Genomic DNA, 20,423 nt, shown 5'->3' with positions numbered 1-20,423 from the left:
GCCATGCCCGATTCGCCGACGTTGTCCATGCCATTCAACCCTGCAGGTATCGAGCTTGATCGCCGTCAGGGTTTGAGTCGGCAGCTCTATCAGGCTTTGCGCCTGCGGGTACTGGACGGGCGGCTGGCGAGCGGCACGCGGTTACCGGCGAGTCGCGATCTGGCGGCGGCGTTGGGTATTTCCCGCAACAGTGTGGTGCGCGCCTACGATCAACTGTATGCCGAAGGGTTTATCGAGGGGCGGGTCGGCGATGGCACTTATGTCGCGCAATTGATGCCGGTAGCAGCCTCGCCGAAAAAATTATCCACAAAAGTATCCACAGGGTTTTCAACAGGCTTACCCACAGCCTTATCCACAAATTGGCTGGATTCACCTGTGATTCCATCCAGTAAAGTTATCCACAGCGGGACCTTTTCGCGTATCGAAAAGAACCATTTGCCCCGGCCGCCGAGCGGTCCACCGCGAGCCTTTCGGGTCGGTGTTCCGGCCTTTGATCTGTTCCCGTTCGAGGTATGGGCCAAGCTGAATGCGGCTTTCTGGCGCAAACCGAATCTGGAGCAACTGTGTTACGGCGATCCGTCCGGTGATGCGCGTTTGCGCGCCATGATCGCGGCGTATCTGCGTAGTTCGCGTGGCATGCAGTGTTCACCTGAGCAAATTCTGATCACCAGCGGCGCACAGCAGGGCATTAGCCTTTGTGCACAGTTGCTGGTGGAGCCGGGCGACGGTGTGGCGATCGAAAATCCGGGCTACCGTGCGGCCGGTCATGCGTTCGCCGTGGCAGGCGCTCGTTTGCACGGTATTGCCGTGGATGACGAGGGTATGGATTGCGCTGCGCTGTCGGCCACTGGGGATTGTCGCGTGGCTTATGTCACGCCCTCTCATCAGTACCCGACCGGCGTGGTGATGAGCCTGGCGCGACGTCTTGAACTGCTCGCCTGGGCCGAGCGTTGCCAAGGCTGGATCGTCGAGGATGACTACGATGGCGAGTACCGCTACACCGGTGCACCACTGGCACCGTTGGCGGCACTCGATCGACAGGGACGCGTGTTGTATGTCGGCACTTTCGGCAAGGTCGCGTTCCCGGCGCTGCGGCTTGGGTATCTGGTACTGCCGCCGGGGCTGGTGGATGCATTTTCACAACGGCGGGCTGTGGATGTCCGGCATTCCGAGGTGAGTACACAAGCCGTGATGGCCGAATTCATGGCCGCCGGGCATTTCCAGCGACATATCCGACGCATGCGGCGGGCTGCTCTGAGCCGCCGCAATACATTGCTCAAGGGTTGGCCGAGCGCCATTGCCGGTGTCGGCGATCTGCCTGCCGTCTCGGCCGGATTGCACTTGACCGTGGCCGTAGACAACCTCGAGCGCGAGCAGCAGTTGATTGCGCAAGCGGCTCGCGTCGATGTCGAGATCAACGGTTTGAGCAGCTACTGGCTGCCTGATTCCACCACGCCCATGGATCAGCGCGCCGGGTTGGTACTGGGGTTTGCTGCCGTACCTGAAGCGGCGATCAACTCGGCGTTGATTCGGTTACGACAGGCGTGGCAGGTATGAGAAACAGCGTCTGTGCGGATTTGTCGGAAATTGTGCTGCGATGGATATCGATCAGTGCCTGATTGTTGAGCAAGCGTGGCTCATAAGCTCCTCCCATATGTCGTTGTGCAACGGTTTTCATATGGCCGGTGGGGAATGGCGTGACGGGCGCTTGCGCGCTGCTGTAATGGAAGTGTGCGTAACACAGCACCTTGTGAGTGTGGACGTCGCGTATTTCGTATTCGTCGAGAAAATCGTTGGCGTGACTGCGGAGCCGGCGCCGGGTCACGGTTTGTGACGTCGTCACTTCCCCCTTGTCCTTCAGCCAAAGGATCCCGGCCGCCGTCGGTGGCTGTTGCTTGACCATCCGGATACGCGTGCTGGTGCCTTTTGCTTCAAGGTTGTTAGCGGCTTCGTCAAGCTTGTGGCCAAGCGCTTCGGTCGGTTTTTTTAGGTCGGCAGTCAGATTGCTGGCGGTCAACGCTTCATCGATGTCTGCGTTGGCTTTGCGCAAGACGGCAGCGTGTTTGTGATAGTCCTCTTCGACCTCGACAGGAATCCGTGGCCCTCGTTTGAGTTGGGCCTCGATACGCCGGTGGAAGGTGGCCAGACCGTCGATCAGGGCCTGACCTTCACGAATACTGGTATTCAGGTTTGGACTGGGCTTGGGCGGTTTCGGTTTGGCTGTGCGCTGTTCGACCCAGACACCGGGTGACTCTTCCTGGAAGGTGGCGATGACGCCCGTCAGGGTGGTGCGCACTTCCACCAGGTCGGTATCCGGACTTTCGATGCTCTTTTTTCGTTCGCCGACTAATGTACCCCTGGATTTGGTTTTGATGATCCGGCGCGTCGATGATGATGCCGATGTCGGCCGGGAAGGCCCGGGCAGCGGTTCCAGCAAGTGTTTGTAGCGCAGCAACTCGACCAGTTTTACGTCCGTGCGGGCTTTGAATGCGCTCACCCGGCTGCGCACATGTTCCAGTCGCGCGGTGTTGATCTGCTCGGGATAGTCGATGAGCAGATCGCCAAAGCGTTGATCGATGGCGGTAAATTGTTCGGCAACATTGCTCAAGGCATCCGTGCGGTCACGCAGGTTGTCGAGGCTTTCGTCGCTGGTCAGGTTCAGCGTGCTCTGGATACTCAGTGCAGCGTCTTCGATGAGGGTGGCCAGTGTCTGCCGCGCGTTGGCGTCAGTCGTCGTGTCACCCGGCTTGACGCAGATCTCCTGGCCGAGGCTGATCTGTAGAAGCTTGAGGTCGTTGAGATCATAGTTAGGCAACATCTTGCGATACAGTTGAATAACCTCGACAGCCTCTTTTCCCAACAGCGTCAATTCGTCAAAACGCGTCTGTGCCGACTCCACTTTTTCGATGATGGCCTGGGTCTGATCGGTCATTTTTTCGAAGGTGTCGATAAACGCCTGAAGGGCGAATCGGCTTTCTTCGGCAAGCATTGTCTGCATCGTCTTCAGGCTGGCCTGAAGCTCTGTGGAGTGCAGTTCGAGCCACTCCTGACCGAGAAACAACTGCATCTGCAGTCGCTGAATCATCACGGTGCGGTAATTGGGAATGGGTTCCTTGTGATTCAACGCTTTGATTTGTTCGATGTTCGTGGCGTAAGCCTTGCGCTGTGATTCAAGCGTAGTCAGATATTGCTCACGCAGCTGTGCCCTGGACTGCGCAAGCGCGTTGTCGAGCGCGGCGCGGTGTGCGTCAAGTTGAATCTGTTTGGCCGTCATCGTGACATCGAAAGCGCTGATTTCGGCAGTCAGTTGCTTCGCTGTTTTTTTGCTGAAGTCCTGAGCTTTCTCAAGCGCACTGTCGAGACCGCCGCCTCGCAGGCGCAAGCGCAGATCGACCACCCATTGGCCATTGGCGGTGCGGGTCAGTGGCGGTCCGGGGCGCGCCGTTGCTTGGCGTGAGTCGATGATCTGGACGTCTGCGTGTTCATTGATGGTGACTTCGAACCAGCGCTTGCCCACCGGAGCGAACCATTGTTTCTGGCGCGGATAGAGGTGTCTGTGGGTGCCCTCGCTGGCGGCATCGCCGATACCTCTGGGTTTGGCGATCTGAAAACTCTCAAGCAAAGTGGTCAGTGCGACGGGAGATCGCTTCAGTGCGGCAAAAGGGTTTACCGACATTTCATGGGCGCTGGGCAGGGCGCTGCCGGAGATATCTGGCAGCTTTAATGCAGTGCTGATGACGGCGGCGGTGGTGGTGATGGGCTGAACGGTTTCTTCCTGTGTCAGTGGTTCGCTTTGTGGCTTGTCGCCGACCGCTGCGCGGTGGGCGAGCACCATGCCCAATGCCAGAAGAATATCGGTGAGAGCGGTCCAGGCGATCTTGCCGGATTGCTCATTGGCGACGTCGCTGACTTCCTGCAGGTCGTCCATGATCTGCCAGATCCAGGCGGCTGTGCCGACGCTGCGTCCCAGGAACGGCAATGCCGCGTTGAACAACATCCAGCCGCCGTGTTTTAGCGTGGCCCAGCGCGCTTCTGCATCGGAGACCGACTGGCGATCAGCCTGGGTAATCACCGCCTGAACGTTACTGTTGTGCAGCGTCGCCAGCACATCCTGCTCGATCGCCGCGGTTCCCAGTGCCACCGGACCGGACATGTCGAGAGCGGTAGTGGGGTTGATCAGCAATTGCGGGATCGTCCAGACCGAAGGCAGCCGGGCAGTGAAGACGAACTGGCTGTAGTTGAAGCGTACATCGTCCGGCAACCAGGCCAGAACTGACTCACGCAGTTGGCGAGACTGCTGGATTTCGTACGTCAGGTTGGCGTGAGAGGGAAACTGCATCAGCGCCATTTCGAACAGTGGCCGATAAAGCACGCACGGCCCTTTTTCCACCGCGCGCGGGCCGATGATGAACATGTTATCGACGGTGTCGGCCTCTGAGCGGGTGCGATGGGCGACAAATGCCAGCGGGCGAATGACCACTTCCTCGTGATCGACATGCCGCTCCTCGTCAGTGCTGGCCAGTGCGGCGACAACATAGCGGTAACCCAGATCAGTCATGCCCGCCTTGCCCTGTATTTTGTTTTGCAACGCCAGCAGTGGCAGCTCGATGGGCAACTGGCTGGTGTAGAGCCCTTGCAGCGCGGTCGCTTGCTCGGTGTCGTCGACCAGCAGGTTCTGCAAGTGCGCCGGGTAGGTCTTGCCGATATCGACCGTGCTGACCAGCGTTTCCACGTAACTGACGGTCATCCAGTCGGGCAATTCGCTGCCGTCCTTGTAACGTACGGTTTTGTTGCCGATTGGCTGTCCGGCAAGGTTCTGCAAGGCAAGTTCAATGAGTGACAGTGTCTGGGTCTGCGTGTTGCCCGGCAAGACGAACGTGCCCCAGACCACCAGGCTGGTGATGCTGATTTCAATGTCATCGATCGCTACGTCGCCGGCCTTCGGATGGTCCTTGAGCATCTGCTGTTTCAGGGCATCGCGGGTGAACGCTTGCAGGCTGACAACTTCGCTCTGGAAGGTTTTTCCTTTGTTCGCATGCTGCACCATGGTCAGGTCCAGCAGATGCCGGCTGTAACGGGTTTGATCGGCCGGCGCGGCGCTGTCGAGCCAGGCTGGCAGCATCGGGCGCAGACGCTCGATATGCGGTTTGAGGCGCGGTGTCGGTTCGCGCGGATCGCCGACAGTCCCGGGGTGCGGGTAGGGCGGGCGGGGCCCCGACTCTTGAAAGAAATTGATCGCGCCGAGGGCATCAGCCTCCAGCGCAATCAGGGTGCAGGCCTGATAGTCGAAGAAATGGCCTTGCGGTTCGAACAGTCGCCATTCCAGGCCGACACCGGCAGCTTCATTCCCATAGCGACGCAACAAAGCCTTGCCGAGTTCATCCAGCGATTCGAAGCTCTCGAAACCCTGGATCACCGAGTACGTGATGATCCAGGTGCGCTGGCCATCGGTACCGATCAGCACGGCGGTATCGAGAAGGGTCAGATGGTTCTGTTGGTCACCCTCGTTGCGGTCCAGATCGACCAGGCAGGCGCGTACCTGGTATTTGCCGGTTGGCCGGCGCTGGTGTTTGTCCGGGTGCTGGTAAACCGCCTCCACGATGGTGCGCTGGTCGGTATCCCAGTCAGGATTGGCTTCGACGTTCCACAGCTTGCGCAAGGATTGCGACATCTGTTGCCAACGCGGTTGTCCCGGGTAGGTGAATTCGTCCCAGTAATTGACTTGCTGTTCCTTGTAGGCAATGAACAGCAATGGTGCCAGATCATTGAGCAGCTTGCCGACGGCGCTGATTTTCACCGGCAGCTGAATGGCTGCGGGCTGGTCGGGCTGCGAGGTCAGATAATGCTCACCGTCGAGGTACGTCACGGCAGTGCCGGAGAGGCCCAGGCGCACCAGTGTGTCGGTCAGCGATTCGATCAGGTGGCGGCCGGGGGCGACCTGATCATCTTGAATGACCCAGGTCGGTCTTACGACCATGGCCCGTTGGGGGTCGATCTCCAGATCCGGATATAGCGTCTTGAGCGCCGGACGCAGCGTTTTCGAGGCGACTTCTCGCAGCGAAGGGCCGGTCACCAGTTGGGTCAAGATATCGACGGCGCTGGGCGAGGGGATTTCGGGCATGGGCAACTCCTGCTCTGATGGGCGCGCCGAAACGGCGGCGGTTCCGGGCAAGGTAGAGGCAGGCTGCGGGGTGCGTGCGGTAGATAAATATTGCCGGCAAAAAAAGACCCGCGTGGGCGGGTCTGGTTTTATGCGTGTCCGACTAGCGCGTGGTTACTGCTCGAATCCTTCCAGCACGTTCACCGCATTGATGCCGATCTCTTCCACCGCGTAACCGCCCTCCATGACGAACAGCGTCGGTTTGCCGAGTCTGGCGATGCGTTTGCCCATCGCCAGGTAATCCGGGCTGTCGAGTTTGAACTGCGAGATCGGGTCATCCTTGAAAGTGTCGACGCCGAGCGATACGACGATAACGTCAGCGCCATAGCTTTCGATCTCCCTGCAGGCCTGATCAAGCGCTGCACTCCAGACCTCCCAGCCAGAACCGGCGGGCAGCGGATAGTTGAAGTTGAAACCTTCACCGGCACCTTCGCCGCGCTCGTCGTCGTAACCGAGGAAGAACGGAAACTCCGCTTCCGGGTGGCCGTGAATCGAGGTGAACAGCACGTCGCTGCGCTCGTAGAAAATCGACTGCGTGCCATTGCCGTGGTGATAGTCGACGTCGAGAATCGCGACCTTCTTGTGGCCCTGATCGAGGAACGCCTGCGTGGCGATTGCGGCGTTGTTGAGGTAGCAATAACCGCCCATCAAATCGCTGGCGGCGTGGTGTCCCGGTGGCCGGCATAGCGCGAAGGCACTGCGCGCGCCGCGCTGGATTTGCGCTTGTGCGGTCAGGGCCACTTGCGCCGCGCTGTACGCCGCTTGCCAGGTGCCGGCGGTGATTGGCGCGCCACCGTCGAAACTGTAGTAACCGAGCTGGCCGTGCAGGCTGGTCGGTTTGATCGCACGCAGGGTCCGCGCCGGCCAGGTGTAGGGCAGCAAGTCGCCGTCGGTATTGAATTCAGTCCAGCGCGCCCATGCGCCTTTGAAGAAGTCGAGGTAGTCACGGCTGTGGACGCGGGCGATCGGCTCCAGACCGAAATCCTTCGGTTCCTCGACCGCGCCGAGGTTCTGGTTTTTCACGCGTTGCAGCACATGGTCGGCGCGCGACGGCATCTCGAAGCACGGCTTGAGCTGGCCATCGATGAGTTCGCAGCGGCCATGGTGCAGGTGGTGATCGTCTGAGTAGATCGTCAGCATTTGTTGTTCTCCGCAGGGCTGATTCGGTTGCTCTCAGTGTTGCGGGACAAGACGAATCGGAAAACGGCAGGAAAGGCCAAAAGGGGATGGATGTGGCCAAAAACACTGACCGCAATTGCCCCTTCTTCAGGCCCTGAACTGACTCGGCGCCACGCCGCTCCAGCGCACAAAGGCATGGCGGAAGCTGGCGGTCTCGCTGAAGCCGAGCGTTTCGGCAATGCGATAGATCGGCAATTGATCCTCACACAGCATCTGCTTGGCCCGCTCGAAGCGCAGCTCATCGAGCAGTTCCTGATAGCTGCTGCCCATGTCCTTGAGATGCCGGCGCAAGGTGCGCGGCGAGCACTTCATCTGCTGCGCCAGACCTTCCAGCCCCGGCGCGGCGTTCAATTGCGCGCTGAGCAGCTGCCGAATCCGCCCCAACCACGCCTGACGCCCAGTGAATTCCAGGTTCTGCTTGCGGCACCGTTCGGCCATGGCTTGATGGGTGATGAGATCGGCCAGCGGCAGCGGTTGATCGAGCCAGTGACGGTCGAAGGCGAAGGCGTTGTCCTTGGCGGTGAAGTGCAGCGGACTGTCGAAGTGCTCGGCATAGCTGTCGCGATAGTCCGGCGCCGCGTGTTCGAACCGCGTGGCGAGCAATGGCAACGGATGCCCGAGCAAGTCATCACAAATGACTTTCAGCGACACCAGGCAGAATTCGGCATTGAACACCGCCATCGCCGGACTCTCGCGATAATCGGCGGCGACGAACCAGACACGCTGGCCATCGTCTTCCAGGCTCAGTTCGAAAAGTGTTCCCAACAGCGCCGGATAACGGATCGCCAGGCGCAAAGCGTCACCGAAGGTGGCACAGGTCAACAGTGCGTAACCGAGGATGCCGTAGCAGGAAACGTGCATGCGTCGGCCCAGCTCCAGACCAATGTCATGCTTGAGCGCGACCGCGTTGGCGCAAACCTGCATCTCCTGATTGGTGGTGATGCGCGTGTCGGCACGGCTGAGATCCGCCGCACTGATGCCACTGCCGGTCAGCAGCGCCTCGCTCGACAGGCCTTCGGCCTTGAAGGTGTTGAGGATCAGCGATACAGCGTTGAGGGTGGTGAGGTGGGAGTGGAGCATGGGATCTTCCAGCCTTGATATGGCTGGAATACAGCAAGTTGCATGCCGCAGCAGCCCCTCACCCCAGCCCTCTCCCAAAGGGAGAGGGGGCCGATTGGGGGATATTGGCGAGATCTACCGACGTGAGACATCTCTGCCGAATCCACAATCGACACGGTTTATCAGGTCGGCGTATAGCGCAAGACACTAAGGTCAGTTCCCTCTCCCTTCGGGAGAGGGCTAGGGTGAGGGCCGATCCAGAGCCTTGCTCAGAGCAACTCACCACACAAATCCAGCTCGATCAGCCGGCGCACTTCTTGAGTTTCAAGGCCTGCCCCCAGCACCCCATGCAACTTGCCGAACGCTGCCTCACGAGTCATGCCACCGCCGGACAACACGCCGACACCGCGCAAGCGACTGCCCGCCTCATACACATCCAGCTCAACGCCACCTTCATGGCACTGCGTGACCGCCACAACGACTACGCCGTTATCCCGCGCACGGCCAAGGCTTGCCAGAAACTCAGGGTTGTCGCTCGGCCCTGTACCGCTGCCGTAGCACTCCAGCACCAGACCTTGAATGCCGCTGTCGAGCAGGCCGTCGAGCACTTCGGCACTGATGCCGGGGAACAGTGGCAGCACGGCCACCTTGGCCAGTTGCTTCGGCTGGTTGTAGTTCAACGACGCTGGAATCGATGGGGCTTTGATACCGCCGCCCTGACGCTCCAGGCGCTTGAACGGATGACGGCCGAAGCTGCGCACTTTCGCGCAACGGGTCGGCGCCAGCAGTTCGCCGTGGAAGTACAGGTGCACGCCCGGTGCCAGGCCCTGGCCGAGGGCAACCAGTGCGCCGCCAAGGTTTTCCCAGGCATCGCTGTCGGTAACGCCGGCCGGCAGCATGGAGCCGGTGAAGCACACGCGGGCGTGCAGGCCGAGCAACTGGAAACTCATCGCCGCCGCGCTATAGGCCAGTGTGTCGGTGCCGTGCAGGATCAGCACGCTGTCGCAGCCTTGCACATCAACAGCATCGACCACTGCTTCACGCAGTTGCTGCCAGTAGGTCGGGGTCATGTTGGCGCTGTCGATCAGCGGCGACATTTCGCGGAAGCGCCACTGCGGCACGACGAGTTCAGGCTGGCTGTGCAGGTAGTCGCGCATCCGCGCTTCGAAACCGGACGCCGGGGCCAGACCATTGGCGCTGGCCTGCATGCCGATAGTGCCACCGGTGTAGAGCACCATGACGTGTTGGGCGGCGGGGTAGGAATTGGCAATCATCTGAGGGTCTCCACAAGAGATGACATTGTAGGAGTGAGCCTGCTCGCGATAGCGGTTCATCATTCAACATTGATGTTGGTTGAAAGACAGCTATCGCGAGCAGGCTCACTGCCACAAGTTATTGCACCACAATAACTGACGGGCGCAGGGGATGCGCCCGTCATTTACCTGTCAGCGTTGCGCTGCAGGCACGCCTTGCGGCTCGGCTTCGGTCTGGCCGGCAGCGGCAGACGGGTTGGTCGGCCAGGCCTTCAGGTCGAGGTCCAGATCGGCAAATTTGCTCGAGTCGAACACCGGCTGTTTGACGCCGGCGCGGCGCTGCGCGTCGTAGTCGCGCATCACGCGCATGCCGACCTTGAACAGCATGGCCAGGGCGATCAGGTTGACGAAGGCCAGGCAGGTCATGGTGATGTCAGCGAAGGCGAACACGGTCGACAGGTCCTGCATCGAACCCCATACCACCAGCGCCAGTACCAGACCGCGGAAAATCATCAGCGCGGCGCGGTTGCGGGTGAGGAACTGCAGGCTGTTTTCGCCCAGGTAGTAGTTGTAGAGGATGCAGGTGAAGACGAACAGCGACAGCGCGACGCTGACGAACATGCGACCCCAGTCACCGACCACAGCGGCCAGCGAGTTCTGGGTGAGGACGATGCCGTCACCTTCGAAGCCCGGGGTGTAGAAGCCCGATAGCAGGATCAGCAGCGCGGTGCAGGTGCAGATCACGAAGGTGTCGAGGAACACGCTGAAAGCCTGAACCACACCCTGAGCGCCCGGGTGCTTCACGGCGGCCACGGCAGCGACGTTCGGCGCACTGCCCAGACCCGCTTCGTTGGCGAACACGCCACGCTTCACGCCCATGACGATGGCGCTGCCAAGCAGGCCGCCAAAGGCCGGGTCGAGGCCGAAGGCGCTCTTGAAGATGGTTTCCAGCATGGCGGGCACGTGTTCGATCTGGGTACCGATCACGTACAGGGTCACGCCGATATAGGCCAGGGTCTTGATCGGCACCAGCAGGTCGGACACCGAGGCGATACGCTTGATGCCACCGATGAAGGTGATGGCCAGCAGCACCGCCAGGACGATACCGGTGTGTTGTGGGTTGAATTCAAAGGCGTTCTGCAGCGAGTGGGTCACGGTGTAGGACTGCAGGCCAATGAAGGCGAAGCCGTAGGTGACCAGCAGCAGGACGGAGAACACTACAGCCATGCCTTTGAGCTTAAGGCCGTGCTGGATGTAGTAGGCCGGGCCGCCACGGTACAAGCCGTCGCCATCGGCGCGCTTGTAGACTTGGGCCAGGGTACATTCAAAGAAGCTGCTGGACATGCCGACCAGTGCGGTCACCCACATCCAGAACACCGCACCCGGACCACCGAGGGTCACGGCGATGCCGACACCGGCGATGTTGCCTGCACCGACACGGCCGGCAAGGCTGAGCATCAGGGCCTGGAACGAGCTGAGTTGCCCGGCGCTGCCTTTGAGGCTGTCGCGGAACACCGCGAACATGTGGAAGAAGTGACGCAATTGAACGAAACGCGAGCGAATCGTGAAGTAGCTACCGAGCCCGACAATGAGCACGATCAGTACTTTCCCTGAGAGGAAGTCGTTAATGACTTCGAGCATGGATTTTTCCTCGCTGTTTATTGTGTAAGCAAATACTGGATGGAAGAAACATCGTGTTACACCGGTGTGCGCGCGGCACGACGGGTGAGGCGAAGGTTTCGTCCGGTTCCATTTCGCGGGTTTGTTATTAGTTCGGGTTTCGCATGGGTTATGGCCTCGTTACCGACGACCGCTCACGCGAAGAGGGGCGGCACTATACCGATCAGTGACGCGCCCGTCTGCACGGTAGTGGTGCAAGCGACGAAACGAGGCTTTGAAACACCCGGCGTTACCGGCGCCGGGCTTGTGCAGGAACTGCTCTTCTGTGAGAGCGAGCAGTCCCCAGACATACGGGTCTCAGGGTCAGAAAGTTAAAAAAAAGGGCTTGGGGACTAAATCCCCAAGCCCTCAAAAGGTGAGAGGTGTCTAGTCCCTCGACCTGGTGAGCGGTGCTACAAGTAAAGCGTCGGTTCAGGCTTTGAGCGGAACCAGACGTGGAGCAATCATGTTTTCCGGGCGCAGGATGTCGGCGAGCATGGCTTCGTCGAGCAGACCTTCTTCGCGCACCAGTTCCAGCACGCCGCGGCCGCTTTCAAGGGCGAGACCGGCGATGCGGGTGGCGTTTTTGTAGCCGATGTACGGGTTCAGTGCGGTGACCAGACCGATCGAGTGTTCGACCAGTTCACGGCAGCGCGCTTCGTTGGCGGTGATGCCGACGATGCAGTGCTCGCGCAGCATGTCCATGGCGCGTTGCAGCAGGCGGATCGAGTCGAAGATCTTGAAAGCGATCAGTGGCTCCATCACGTTCAGCTGCAGCTGGCCGCCTTCGGCTGCCATGGTCAGCGCCAGGTCGTTACCAATTACTTGGAACGCCACTTGGTTAACCGCTTCCGGGATGACCGGGTTGACCTTGCCGGGCATGATCGAGCTGCCTGGCTGACGCGCTGGCAGGTTGATTTCGTTGATGCCGGTGCGTGGGCCGCTGGACAGCAGGCGCAGGTCGTTGCAGATCTTCGACAGCTTGACCGCGGTGCGCTTGAGCATGCCGGAGAACAGCACGAAGGCGCCCATGTCGGAAGTCGCTTCGATCAGGTCGGCGGCTGGAACCAGCGGTTGACCGCTGATCAGGGCCAGACGCTGTACCGCGAGCGCTTGATAACGCGGGTCGGCGTTGATGCCGGTACCGATCGCAGTGCCACCGAGGTTCACTTCAGTCAGTAGTTCCGGGGCCAGCGTCTTGAGACGGGCCAGGTCTTCGCCCATGGTGGTGGCGAAGGCACGGAATTCCTGGCCGAGGGTCATCGGCACGGCGTCTTGCAGCTGGGTACGGCCCATTTTCAGGACGTGATCGAATTCTTTGCCCTTGGCCGCGAACGCCTGAATCAGGCTGTCGAGGCTGGCCAGCAGGGTGTCGTGACCGAGCAGCAGACCCAAGCGGATCGCGGTCGGGTAGGCGTCGTTGGTCGACTGCGCCATGTTGACGTCGTCGTTCGGGTGCAGGTACTGGTACTCGCCTTTCTGATGACCCATTGCTTCGAGCGCAATGTTGGCGATCACTTCGTTGGCGTTCATGTTGGTGGAAGTACCGGCGCCACCTTGAATCATGTCGACCACGAACTCTTCGTGGAAATCACCGCGGATCAATCGGGCACAGGCTTCGCTGATGGCAGCGTGCTTGGCTTCGCTCAGGTGACCCAACTCGCGGTTGGCGTCAGCAGCGGCCTGTTTGACCATTGCCAGACCGACAACCAGTTTCGGGTAATGCGAAATCGGAACGCCGGAGAGGCGGAAGTTGTTCACCGCTCGCAGGGTCTGGATGCCGTAATACGCTTGAGCCGGTACTTCGAGGGCGCCAAGCAGGTCGTTTTCTGTGCGGAAAGATGCAGCGGAGGACATGATAGAAATCATCTCGATATGGACCCGGTCTGTGCCGGAACGCTGCGAATGCTAGGCTTGTGGGAAATTTTGGGCCAATGCTGTTCAGCACTGCCCTATGCACATTCGGCATAATGCCCATGTGACGCCGCCTGCGCGGCAGACGTGTGACCTGTTTTGGTGCGTGTCCGGGAGGACGTGATGAATCTGGAAAGCAAATGGCTCGAGGACTTCAGTGCTCTGGCCGCCACCCGCAGCTTCTCGCAGGCCGCTGAACGACGCTTCGTGACCCAGCCGGCCTTCAGTCGGCGGATCCGCAGCCTCGAAGCGGCGCTGGGGCTGACTCTGGTCAACCGCTCGCGCACGCCGATCGAACTGACGGCGGCGGGGCAGCTGTTTCTGGTCACTGCGCGCACCGTGGTCGAACAGCTCGGTGAAGTGCTGCGCCATCTGCATCATCTGGAAGGCGGGCAGGGCGAGGTGATGCAGGTCGCTGCCGCTCACTCGCTGGCCTTGGGTTTCTTCCCGCGCTGGATCGCGCAACTGCGTAATGAAGGCCTGAACATCGCCACGCGTTTGGTCGCAACCAACGTCGGCGACGCGGTGCATGCGTTGCGTGAAGGTGGCTGCGATCTGATGCTGGCGTTCTACGACCCGGATGCGGCGATGCAGATGGACCCGGAAATCTTCCCCTCGCTGCATTTGGGTCAGACGGAAATGCTCCCGGTCTGTGCGGCGGATGCCGAGGGCAAGCCGTTGTTCGATCTGGAAGGGGAGGCGAGCGTGCCGTTGCTGGCCTATAGCGCCGGGGCGTTTCTTGGTCGCTCGGTGAATGGTTTGTTGCGTCAGCGGCAGCTGCGTTTCACCACTATTTACGAAACCGCGATGGCTGACAGTCTGAAGAGCATGGCGTTGGAAGGCCTCGGGATTGCCTGGGTTCCGCAGCTGAGCGTGCGTGCTGAGCTGGCTCGCGGCGAACTGGTGGTCTGTGGCGGCCCGCAGTGGCACGTGCCGCTGGAGATTCGCCTGTATCGCTGCGCCTTGGTGCGCAAAGCCAACGTCCGTCTGCTGTGGCGCAAGCTCGAGGGTGGCGCTGCACAAAACTCTTGAACACACCCGCAGCCCTGTGGGAGCGAGCCTGCTCGCGAATGCGGTGGGTCAGGCAGCATCAATGTTGACTGATACTCCCTCTTCGCGAGCAGGCTCGCTCCCACAATGGAATTTGAGGTGTGTCTGCGCTGACCTTCAAGTCAATAAAACCGGGCATTTGCGGCAGATGACAGATGGTCGCGCGGGGGGCTGTTTATTGCTTTCTTTGCGGTATACTGCGCGGCCTTCGGCCGGCACGTCCGGCCATTTTTCGTACAATCAAGCCACGCAACCTGCGTGGCTTGTTGTTTTATGACGCGCCTGCGGGCGCTCCAGAGAGAAGAGGCGCGACGATGAGTGCACTGGTTGGCGTGATCATGGGCTCCAAGTCCGATTGGTCCACCCTTAGCCACACCGCCGATATGCTGGAAAAGCTCGGCATCCCGTACGAGGTCAAAGTGGTCTCTGCCCACCGCACCCCGGATCTGCTGTTCCAGTACGCCGAAGAGGCTGAAAGCCGCGGCATCGAGGTGATTATCGCCGGTGCCGGTGGCGCAGCCCACTTGCCAGGCATGTGTGCGGCCAAGACCCACCTGCCGGTGCTGGGCGTGCCGGTGCAGTCGGCCATGCTCTCGGGCGTCGACTCGCTGCTGTCGATCGTGCAGATGCCAGCGGGCATTCCGGTCGCCACTCTGGCCATCGGCAAGGCCGGCGCAATCAACGCAGCCTTGCTCTCGGCGAGCATCCTCGGTGCCAAGCATCCACAGTTCCACACGGTGCTGAAAACCTTCCGTGCCGAGCAGACAGACAGCGTCCTGGACAATCCAGACCCACGTATTGCCTGAGGTTGTTGAGATGAAGATCGGTGTAATCGGTGGCGGCCAGTTGGGTCGCATGTTGGCCCTGGCGGGCACCCCGCTGGGCATGAACTTCGCTTTCCTCGACCCTGCGCCGGACGCCTGTGCGGCCGCGCTGGGCGAACACCTGCGGGCCGATTACGGCGATCAGGATCATCTGCGCCAATTGGCCGATGAAGTCGATCTGGTGACCTTCGAATTCGAAAGCGTCCCGGCCGAAACCGTGGCATTCCTCTCGCAATTCGTCCCGGTCTACCCGAGCGCCGAAGCCCTGCGCATCGCTCGCGACCGCTGGTTCGAAAAGAGCATGTTCAAGGACCTGGGCATCCCGACTCCGGCCTTCGCCGACATTCAATCGCAAGCCGATCTGGACGCCGCGGTCGCTTCGATCGGCCTGCCGGCCGTATTGAAAACCCGCACCCTGGGTTATGACGGCAAAGGTCAGAAAGTCCTGCGCAAACCGGAAGACGTGGTGGGTACCTTCGCCGAACTGGGCAGCGTGTCCTGCCTGCTGGAAGGCTTTGTGCCGTTCACCGGTGAAGTCTCGCTGATCGCCGTGCGTGCCCGCGATGGTGAAACGAAGTTCTATCCGTTGGTGCACAACACCCACGACAGCGGCATCCTCAAGCTGTCCGTGGCCAGCACCAATCACCCGTTGCAGGCGTTGGCCGAAGACTACTCGAGCCGCGTGCTCAAGCAGTTGAACTACGTCGGCGTGATGGCGTTCGAGTTCTTTGAAGTCGACGGTGGCCTGAAAGCCAACGAAATCGCACCGCGCGTGCACAACTCCGGGCACTGGACCACTGAAGGCGCCGAGTGCAGCCAGTTCGAAAACCACCTGCGCGCCGTTGCCGGCCTGCCGCTGGGTTCGACGGCCAAGGTCGGCGAGAGCGCGATGCTTAACTTCATCGGTGTGGTACCGCCGGTTGAGAAAGTCATCGCCATCGAAGACTGCCATCTGCATCACTACGGCAAGGCCTTCAAGGCCGGGCGCAAGGTCGGTCACGCCAACCTGCGTTGCGCCGACATGGCCACGCTGCAGGCGCAGATCGTCAAGGTCGAAGCGCTGATCGCCGAGTAAAACAGTTTCATGTGGCAGCGGCGGAACCATTCAGGGGCCGCCGTTCTCTCATGGCAGGATGCCAAAGTCTGACTAGGCTTCGCATATCTATCTTTGAGAGGGAATTGCCATGGGAATTATCGGAACCATCTTTATCGGCTTGATCGTCGGCCTGCTGGCTCGGTTCCTGAAACCGGGCGATGACAGCATGGGCTGGATCATGACCATCCTGCTCGGTATCGGCGGTTCGCTGGCAGCCACTTACGGCGGCCAGGCTCTGGGCATCTATCGCGCGGGCGAGGGCGCAGGTTTCATCGGCGCACTGGTCGGCGCGATCGTGTTGCTGGTGATCTACGGTCTGATCAAAAAGAACTGATCCAAAGCGACAAAGCCCTCTCGGCCAACGTGGCCGGGAGGGCTAGAATGCTCGGCGATTCATTGTTCCTTCCTTTCTATACCGAGCACTTTCATGCGCCATCTTCTGTTGACTCTCCTTTTCCTGGGCAGCGGTTTGGCCCACGCTGGCGAACTGCCGGAAACCGACTGGCTCGAACTGATGCCCAAGTCGGATCAAAAGGCCCTCGAGGCCATGCCTGAAATCGACCACAACTCCCCGGAAGCCACCGGCACCTTCACCGAGAAGGGCGGGATGAAGCAGGCCAAAGGTCTGCCGGCGGTGATGTATTCGACCAAGACCGTGGCGTCGATGAACGACAAACACATTCGCATCGGCGGTTATCCGGTGCCGCTGGAGTCCGACGCCAAGGGTCGCAGCACGTTGTTCTTCCTCGTGCCGTATCCGGGCGCGTGCATCCACGTGCCGCCACCGCCACCGAATCAACTGGTGCTGGTGCGGTATCCGAAAGGTTTGAAACTGGACGATATCTACACGCCACTGTGGGTGACCGGCACGCTGAAGGTTGAAAAGGTCAGCAATGATCTGGCCGATGCGGCGTATGCGCTGGAGGCGGACAAGGTGCGGGTGGTGCAGGAGTCCGATCTCTAACAATCACCACCAAACAACTGTGGGAGCGAGCCTGCTCGCGAAAGCGGTGTATCAGTCATTTGAATGTTGACTGATACAACGCCTTCGCGAGCAGGCTCGCTCCCACATTTTGTATTGCAGTGCTGGTTAGAGCGGTTCGCGGGCGACGCTGACGCCCATGGTATGACTCGCCCCCGGCGCCAGCGTGACGATGTCATCCATCACATTCGCCGTCTCGATGCACAGCATGCGCTGCCAGCCATCGTTATCCATATCCGCCAACGCTGCTGCGCGATCGATCCACGGGTTCCAGATCACTGCCGTGCGTGAACCTGTGGCCGTCAGCACAATGCGTCTTTCCCAGGCCGGGTCGACAATGCTCAGTTGTGGCGGCGCATCGAGGTAGATGCGGTCGGTCTCACCGGCAAATTGCAGATCGCCTTGCTGACTGGTGGTTTTCCAGTCATCCAGCGTCTCGATGTAATTCAAACCATCCACGCCTTCGACGTGCACATTGCGCACATCACTGACCGCGAAATAGGTGTGCAGCGCCTGACTCAGGCTGACGGTGTCACTGCCACGGTTATGGCTGGTCAGGCTGAAGCTCAATTGCTCGGACAAATGCAGGGTCAGGGTCAGATCGACCTGATGCGGCCAGCCCGGCAGGCCACCTTCGGGGTAGGGCAGCTTGAACTCGACCTTGATACCGTCAGCCTCTGATTCGATGCCGCCCAGTTCCCAATCCATCGCTCGCACCAGACCATGCGCGGGTGCCGGTTGCTCGCCGGTGTACATGGCCTGCACGTTCTGCGGGTTGCGTTCGAACTTGCCGAACCACGGCCAGCACACCGGCACGCCGGCGCGAATGCTTTTGCCCGTCTTGAACTCGGCCTTGTCGTTGAGCCAGATGATCGGCGGCTGCCCATCGATTTGATAACTGAGGATGTGCGCGCCTTGCTGGGCCACCAGCACTTCGGCCTGACCGTGGCGGATGCGCCAGCAGTTCAGTTCATCCAGTTTCACCGCTTCAACGTTGGGCGTGTTCATGGGGCAGCTCTCGATCAGACACTTGGGACGGTTATCGACCGCAAAACGGCCGCGAGGTTTAACGCGCGCGTGGCGGAACCGAGCGAGTGCGGCCGCTGCCGTCGATGGCGACGAAGACGAAAACCGCTTCGGTCACTTTACGCCACTCGCTGGACAGCGGATCGTCGCTCCACACTTCGACCATCATCTGGATCGAGCTGCGGCCGATTTCCAGGGTCTGGGTATAGAAGGACAATTGCGCACCGACTGCCACAGGCACAAGGAACGCCATGCGGTCGATGGCGACGGTGGCGACGCGTCCGCCAGCGACACGGCTGGCCATTGCGGTGCCGGCCAAATCCATCTGCGCTACCAGCCAGCCGCCGAAAATATCGCCAAAGCCGTTGGTTTCGCGCGGGAGCGCAGTGATTTGCAGGGCCAGGTCGCCTTGCGGGATCGGATCTTCTTGTTCGAGCTCTATCATGCCGGGGGTGCCTCTGACCCGTGACTCTTCGTTGGTATTGCTGGTGGTAGCCGTCTTCGGGAAAAACGATTCAGCACCGAACATACTACGTTCGTCACGTTTTCCATCAGGCGCCTAAAGGAGAAACTCTGCGAAACCGGCTAATCCCGAGCAAAGGCCGGGCCAACGACGTTTTCGCACAGCAACCCCTTACAAACCGGAGCAGGTTGCGAGTATATCGGTCGGTAGACTCCACGACGACCATCCGGTTCTGATTTTGACCGTCAATTACGCGCCTCTATGTGCTTTTTCGAACAATTTGCTATGGTGCCGAACCTGCCCAAGCCACCGCCAGCGTTGTTGTGGCGGCAGATCCGACTATAAGAGAAGCCCTTGCCATGACCACAGCGCCTTCGAGCCTCGCGCAGCCCGAGCAACCCGCACGACCGTTGACCCGCAACGACTACAAGACTCTGTCGCTGTCCGCCCTTGGCGGCGCGCTGGAATTCTACGATTTCATCATCTTTGTTTTCTTCGCCACCGTGGTCGGCAAGCTGTTCTTCCCGGCTGACATGCCCGAGTGGCTGCGCCTGATGCAGACCTTCGGCATCTTCGCCGCCGGCTACCTCGCGCGGCCGCTGGGCGGCATCGTCATGGCGCACTTCGGCGACCTGCTGGGGCGCAAGAAGATGTTCACCCTGAGCATTTTCATGATGGCCGTGCCGACCCTGATCATGGGCCTGCTGCCAACGTATGCGCAGATCGGCATGTGGGCGCCGATCCTTCTTCTATTGATGCGGGTCATTCAAGGTGCGGCGATTGGCGGTGAAGTGCCGGGGGCATGGGTCTTCGTTTCCGAACACGTTCCGCAAAAGCACATGGGTTACGCCTGTGGCACCCTCACCAGCGGGCTGACCGCCGGTATTCTGCTCGGTTCGCTGGTCGCCACGGCGATCAACAGCATTTATACGCCAGCAGAGGTTTCCGATTACGCCTGGCGGATTCCATTCCTGCTGGGCGGTGTGTTCGGCCTGTTCTCGGTCTACCTGCGCCGTTGGCTGCACGAGACCCCGGTATTTGCCGAACTGCAACTGCGCAAAGCCCTGGCTGAAGAAGTGCCGCTGCGTGCGGTGCTGCGTGATCATCGCGGCGCGATTGCGATCTCGATGCTGCTGACCTGGTTGCTGTCGGCCGGGATCGTCGTGGTCATTCTGATGACGCCGACCGTGCTGCAAACGGTCTATCACTTCTCGCCGACCGAGTCGTTGCAATCGAACAGTCTGGCGATCGTGTTTCTGAGCATTGGCTGCATCATTTCCGGCGCACTGGCGGATCGCTTTGGCGCAGGTCGCGTGTTTGTGTTTGGTTGCCTGGGCTTGCTGGCCAGCTCCTGGACCTTCTATCACAGCCTTGCCGATCATCCGAACTGGCTGTTCCCGCTGTACGCGTTGACCGGTTTTCTGGTGGGCACCATTGGTGCGGTGCCATATGTAATGGTCAAAGCGTTTCCGCCGGTGGTGCGCTTCAGCGGGTTGTCGTTCTCGTATAACGTGGCTTACGCGATTTTTGGCGGGTTGACGCCGATGGTGGTCAGTCTGTTGTTGAAAGAAAGTGCGATGGGGCCTGCCTACTATGTAGCGGTGCTGTGCACGATGGGGATTCTGGTCGGGGCGTGGCTGTGGAAGAAGGGCCGCTGATTTTCTCTCCCGCCTGATCGTTCCCACGCTCCGCGTGGGAATGCATCCTGTGACGCTCCGCGTCACTTCTCAAATGCGTACGCAGAGCGTCCATGGCGGC

15 protein-coding genes are annotated in these 20,423 nt (G+C 60.3%); 7 read left to right on the top strand and 8 right to left on the bottom strand.

Features of this window, described 5'->3' with window-relative positions:
- The first annotated feature begins 3 nt into the window (after nt 1-3).
- Nucleotides 4-1,557: a MocR-like pyridoxine biosynthesis transcription factor PdxR gene (gene pdxR / locus CCX46_RS30185; protein WP_127930280.1), complete on the top strand. Its 1,554-nt coding sequence runs from the start codon at nt 4-6 to the stop codon at nt 1,555-1,557.
- Here the strand turns inward: pdxR and CCX46_RS30180 are convergent.
- From CCX46_RS30180 to aspA, 6 genes are all read right to left on the bottom strand, one after another.
- Nucleotides 1,514-6,121 carry a dermonecrotic toxin domain-containing protein gene (locus tag CCX46_RS30180; protein ID WP_127930279.1) on the bottom strand — a complete coding sequence of 1,536 codons (4,608 nt, stop codon included), beginning with the start codon at nt 6,119-6,121 and terminating at the stop codon, nt 1,514-1,516. The genes pdxR and CCX46_RS30180 overlap by 44 nt on opposite strands.
- A gap of 153 nt (nt 6,122-6,274) precedes the next feature.
- Nucleotides 6,275-7,300, bottom strand: coding sequence for a histone deacetylase family protein (locus CCX46_RS30175; RefSeq protein ID WP_127930278.1), 1,026 nt, complete (start codon nt 7,298-7,300; stop codon nt 6,275-6,277).
- 126 nt (nt 7,301-7,426) lie between these two features.
- Nucleotides 7,427-8,419, bottom strand: coding sequence for an AraC family transcriptional regulator (locus tag CCX46_RS30170; RefSeq protein WP_127930277.1), 993 nt, complete (start codon nt 8,417-8,419; stop codon nt 7,427-7,429).
- 248 nt (nt 8,420-8,667) lie between these two features.
- The gene (locus CCX46_RS30165; RefSeq protein WP_127930276.1) at nt 8,668-9,672 is read right to left on the bottom strand and encodes an asparaginase; all 1,005 of its coding nucleotides are present in this window, start codon (nt 9,670-9,672) and stop codon (nt 8,668-8,670) included.
- Nucleotides 9,673-9,843: 171 nt separating this feature from the next.
- Entirely contained in the window at nt 9,844-11,292 is a 1,449-nt protein-coding gene (locus CCX46_RS30160) for an alanine/glycine:cation symporter family protein (protein ID WP_127930275.1), read from the bottom strand.
- A 450-nt stretch (nt 11,293-11,742) separates the two neighbouring features.
- Nucleotides 11,743-13,167, bottom strand: a complete 1,425-nt coding sequence (gene aspA / locus CCX46_RS30155; RefSeq protein WP_064116482.1) for an aspartate ammonia-lyase — start codon at nt 13,165-13,167, stop codon at nt 11,743-11,745.
- Nucleotides 13,168-13,347: 180 nt separating this feature from the next.
- On the opposite strand from aspA, the gene CCX46_RS30150 reads away from it, so the two are divergent.
- From CCX46_RS30150 to CCX46_RS30125, 5 genes are all read left to right on the top strand, one after another.
- A complete protein-coding gene (locus CCX46_RS30150; RefSeq protein WP_127930274.1) occupies nt 13,348-14,256 on the top strand; it encodes a LysR substrate-binding domain-containing protein in 909 nt (302 codons plus the stop codon).
- A 332-nt stretch (nt 14,257-14,588) separates the two neighbouring features.
- Nucleotides 14,589-15,080, top strand: coding sequence for a 5-(carboxyamino)imidazole ribonucleotide mutase (gene purE / locus CCX46_RS30140; RefSeq protein WP_127930272.1), 492 nt, complete (start codon nt 14,589-14,591; stop codon nt 15,078-15,080).
- Between the two features lie 10 nt (nt 15,081-15,090).
- Nucleotides 15,091-16,173, top strand: coding sequence for a 5-(carboxyamino)imidazole ribonucleotide synthase (locus tag CCX46_RS30135; protein WP_127930271.1), 1,083 nt, complete (start codon nt 15,091-15,093; stop codon nt 16,171-16,173).
- 109 nt (nt 16,174-16,282) lie between these two features.
- On the top strand, nt 16,283-16,528 hold the full coding sequence (locus tag CCX46_RS30130) for a GlsB/YeaQ/YmgE family stress response membrane protein (protein WP_095187854.1): 246 nt from the start codon (nt 16,283-16,285) through the stop codon (nt 16,526-16,528).
- A gap of 93 nt (nt 16,529-16,621) precedes the next feature.
- Nucleotides 16,622-17,158 (top strand): DUF3299 domain-containing protein, encoded by a 537-nt coding sequence (locus CCX46_RS30125; RefSeq protein WP_127930270.1) that lies wholly within the window; start codon nt 16,622-16,624, stop codon nt 17,156-17,158.
- 126 nt (nt 17,159-17,284) lie between these two features.
- Here CCX46_RS30125 and CCX46_RS30120 read toward each other — a convergent pair whose 3' ends face one another.
- Complete coding sequence (locus tag CCX46_RS30120; RefSeq protein WP_127930269.1) at nt 17,285-18,184, bottom strand: D-hexose-6-phosphate mutarotase; 900 nt, start codon at nt 18,182-18,184, stop codon at nt 17,285-17,287.
- Between the two features lie 58 nt (nt 18,185-18,242).
- The gene (locus CCX46_RS30115) at nt 18,243-18,647 is read right to left on the bottom strand and encodes an acyl-CoA thioesterase (protein WP_003229628.1); all 405 of its coding nucleotides are present in this window, start codon (nt 18,645-18,647) and stop codon (nt 18,243-18,245) included.
- Between the two features lie 377 nt (nt 18,648-19,024).
- On the opposite strand from CCX46_RS30115, the gene CCX46_RS30110 reads away from it, so the two are divergent.
- The gene (locus tag CCX46_RS30110; protein WP_127930268.1) at nt 19,025-20,323 is read left to right on the top strand and encodes an MFS transporter; all 1,299 of its coding nucleotides are present in this window, start codon (nt 19,025-19,027) and stop codon (nt 20,321-20,323) included.
- The last annotated feature ends 100 nt before the right edge of the window (nt 20,324-20,423 follow it).

Source organism: Pseudomonas sp. RU47 (assembly GCF_004011755.1).
Taxonomy (GTDB): Bacteria; Pseudomonadota; Gammaproteobacteria; order Pseudomonadales; family Pseudomonadaceae; genus Aquipseudomonas.
This window is presented reverse-complemented; position numbering and strand designations above follow the sequence as displayed.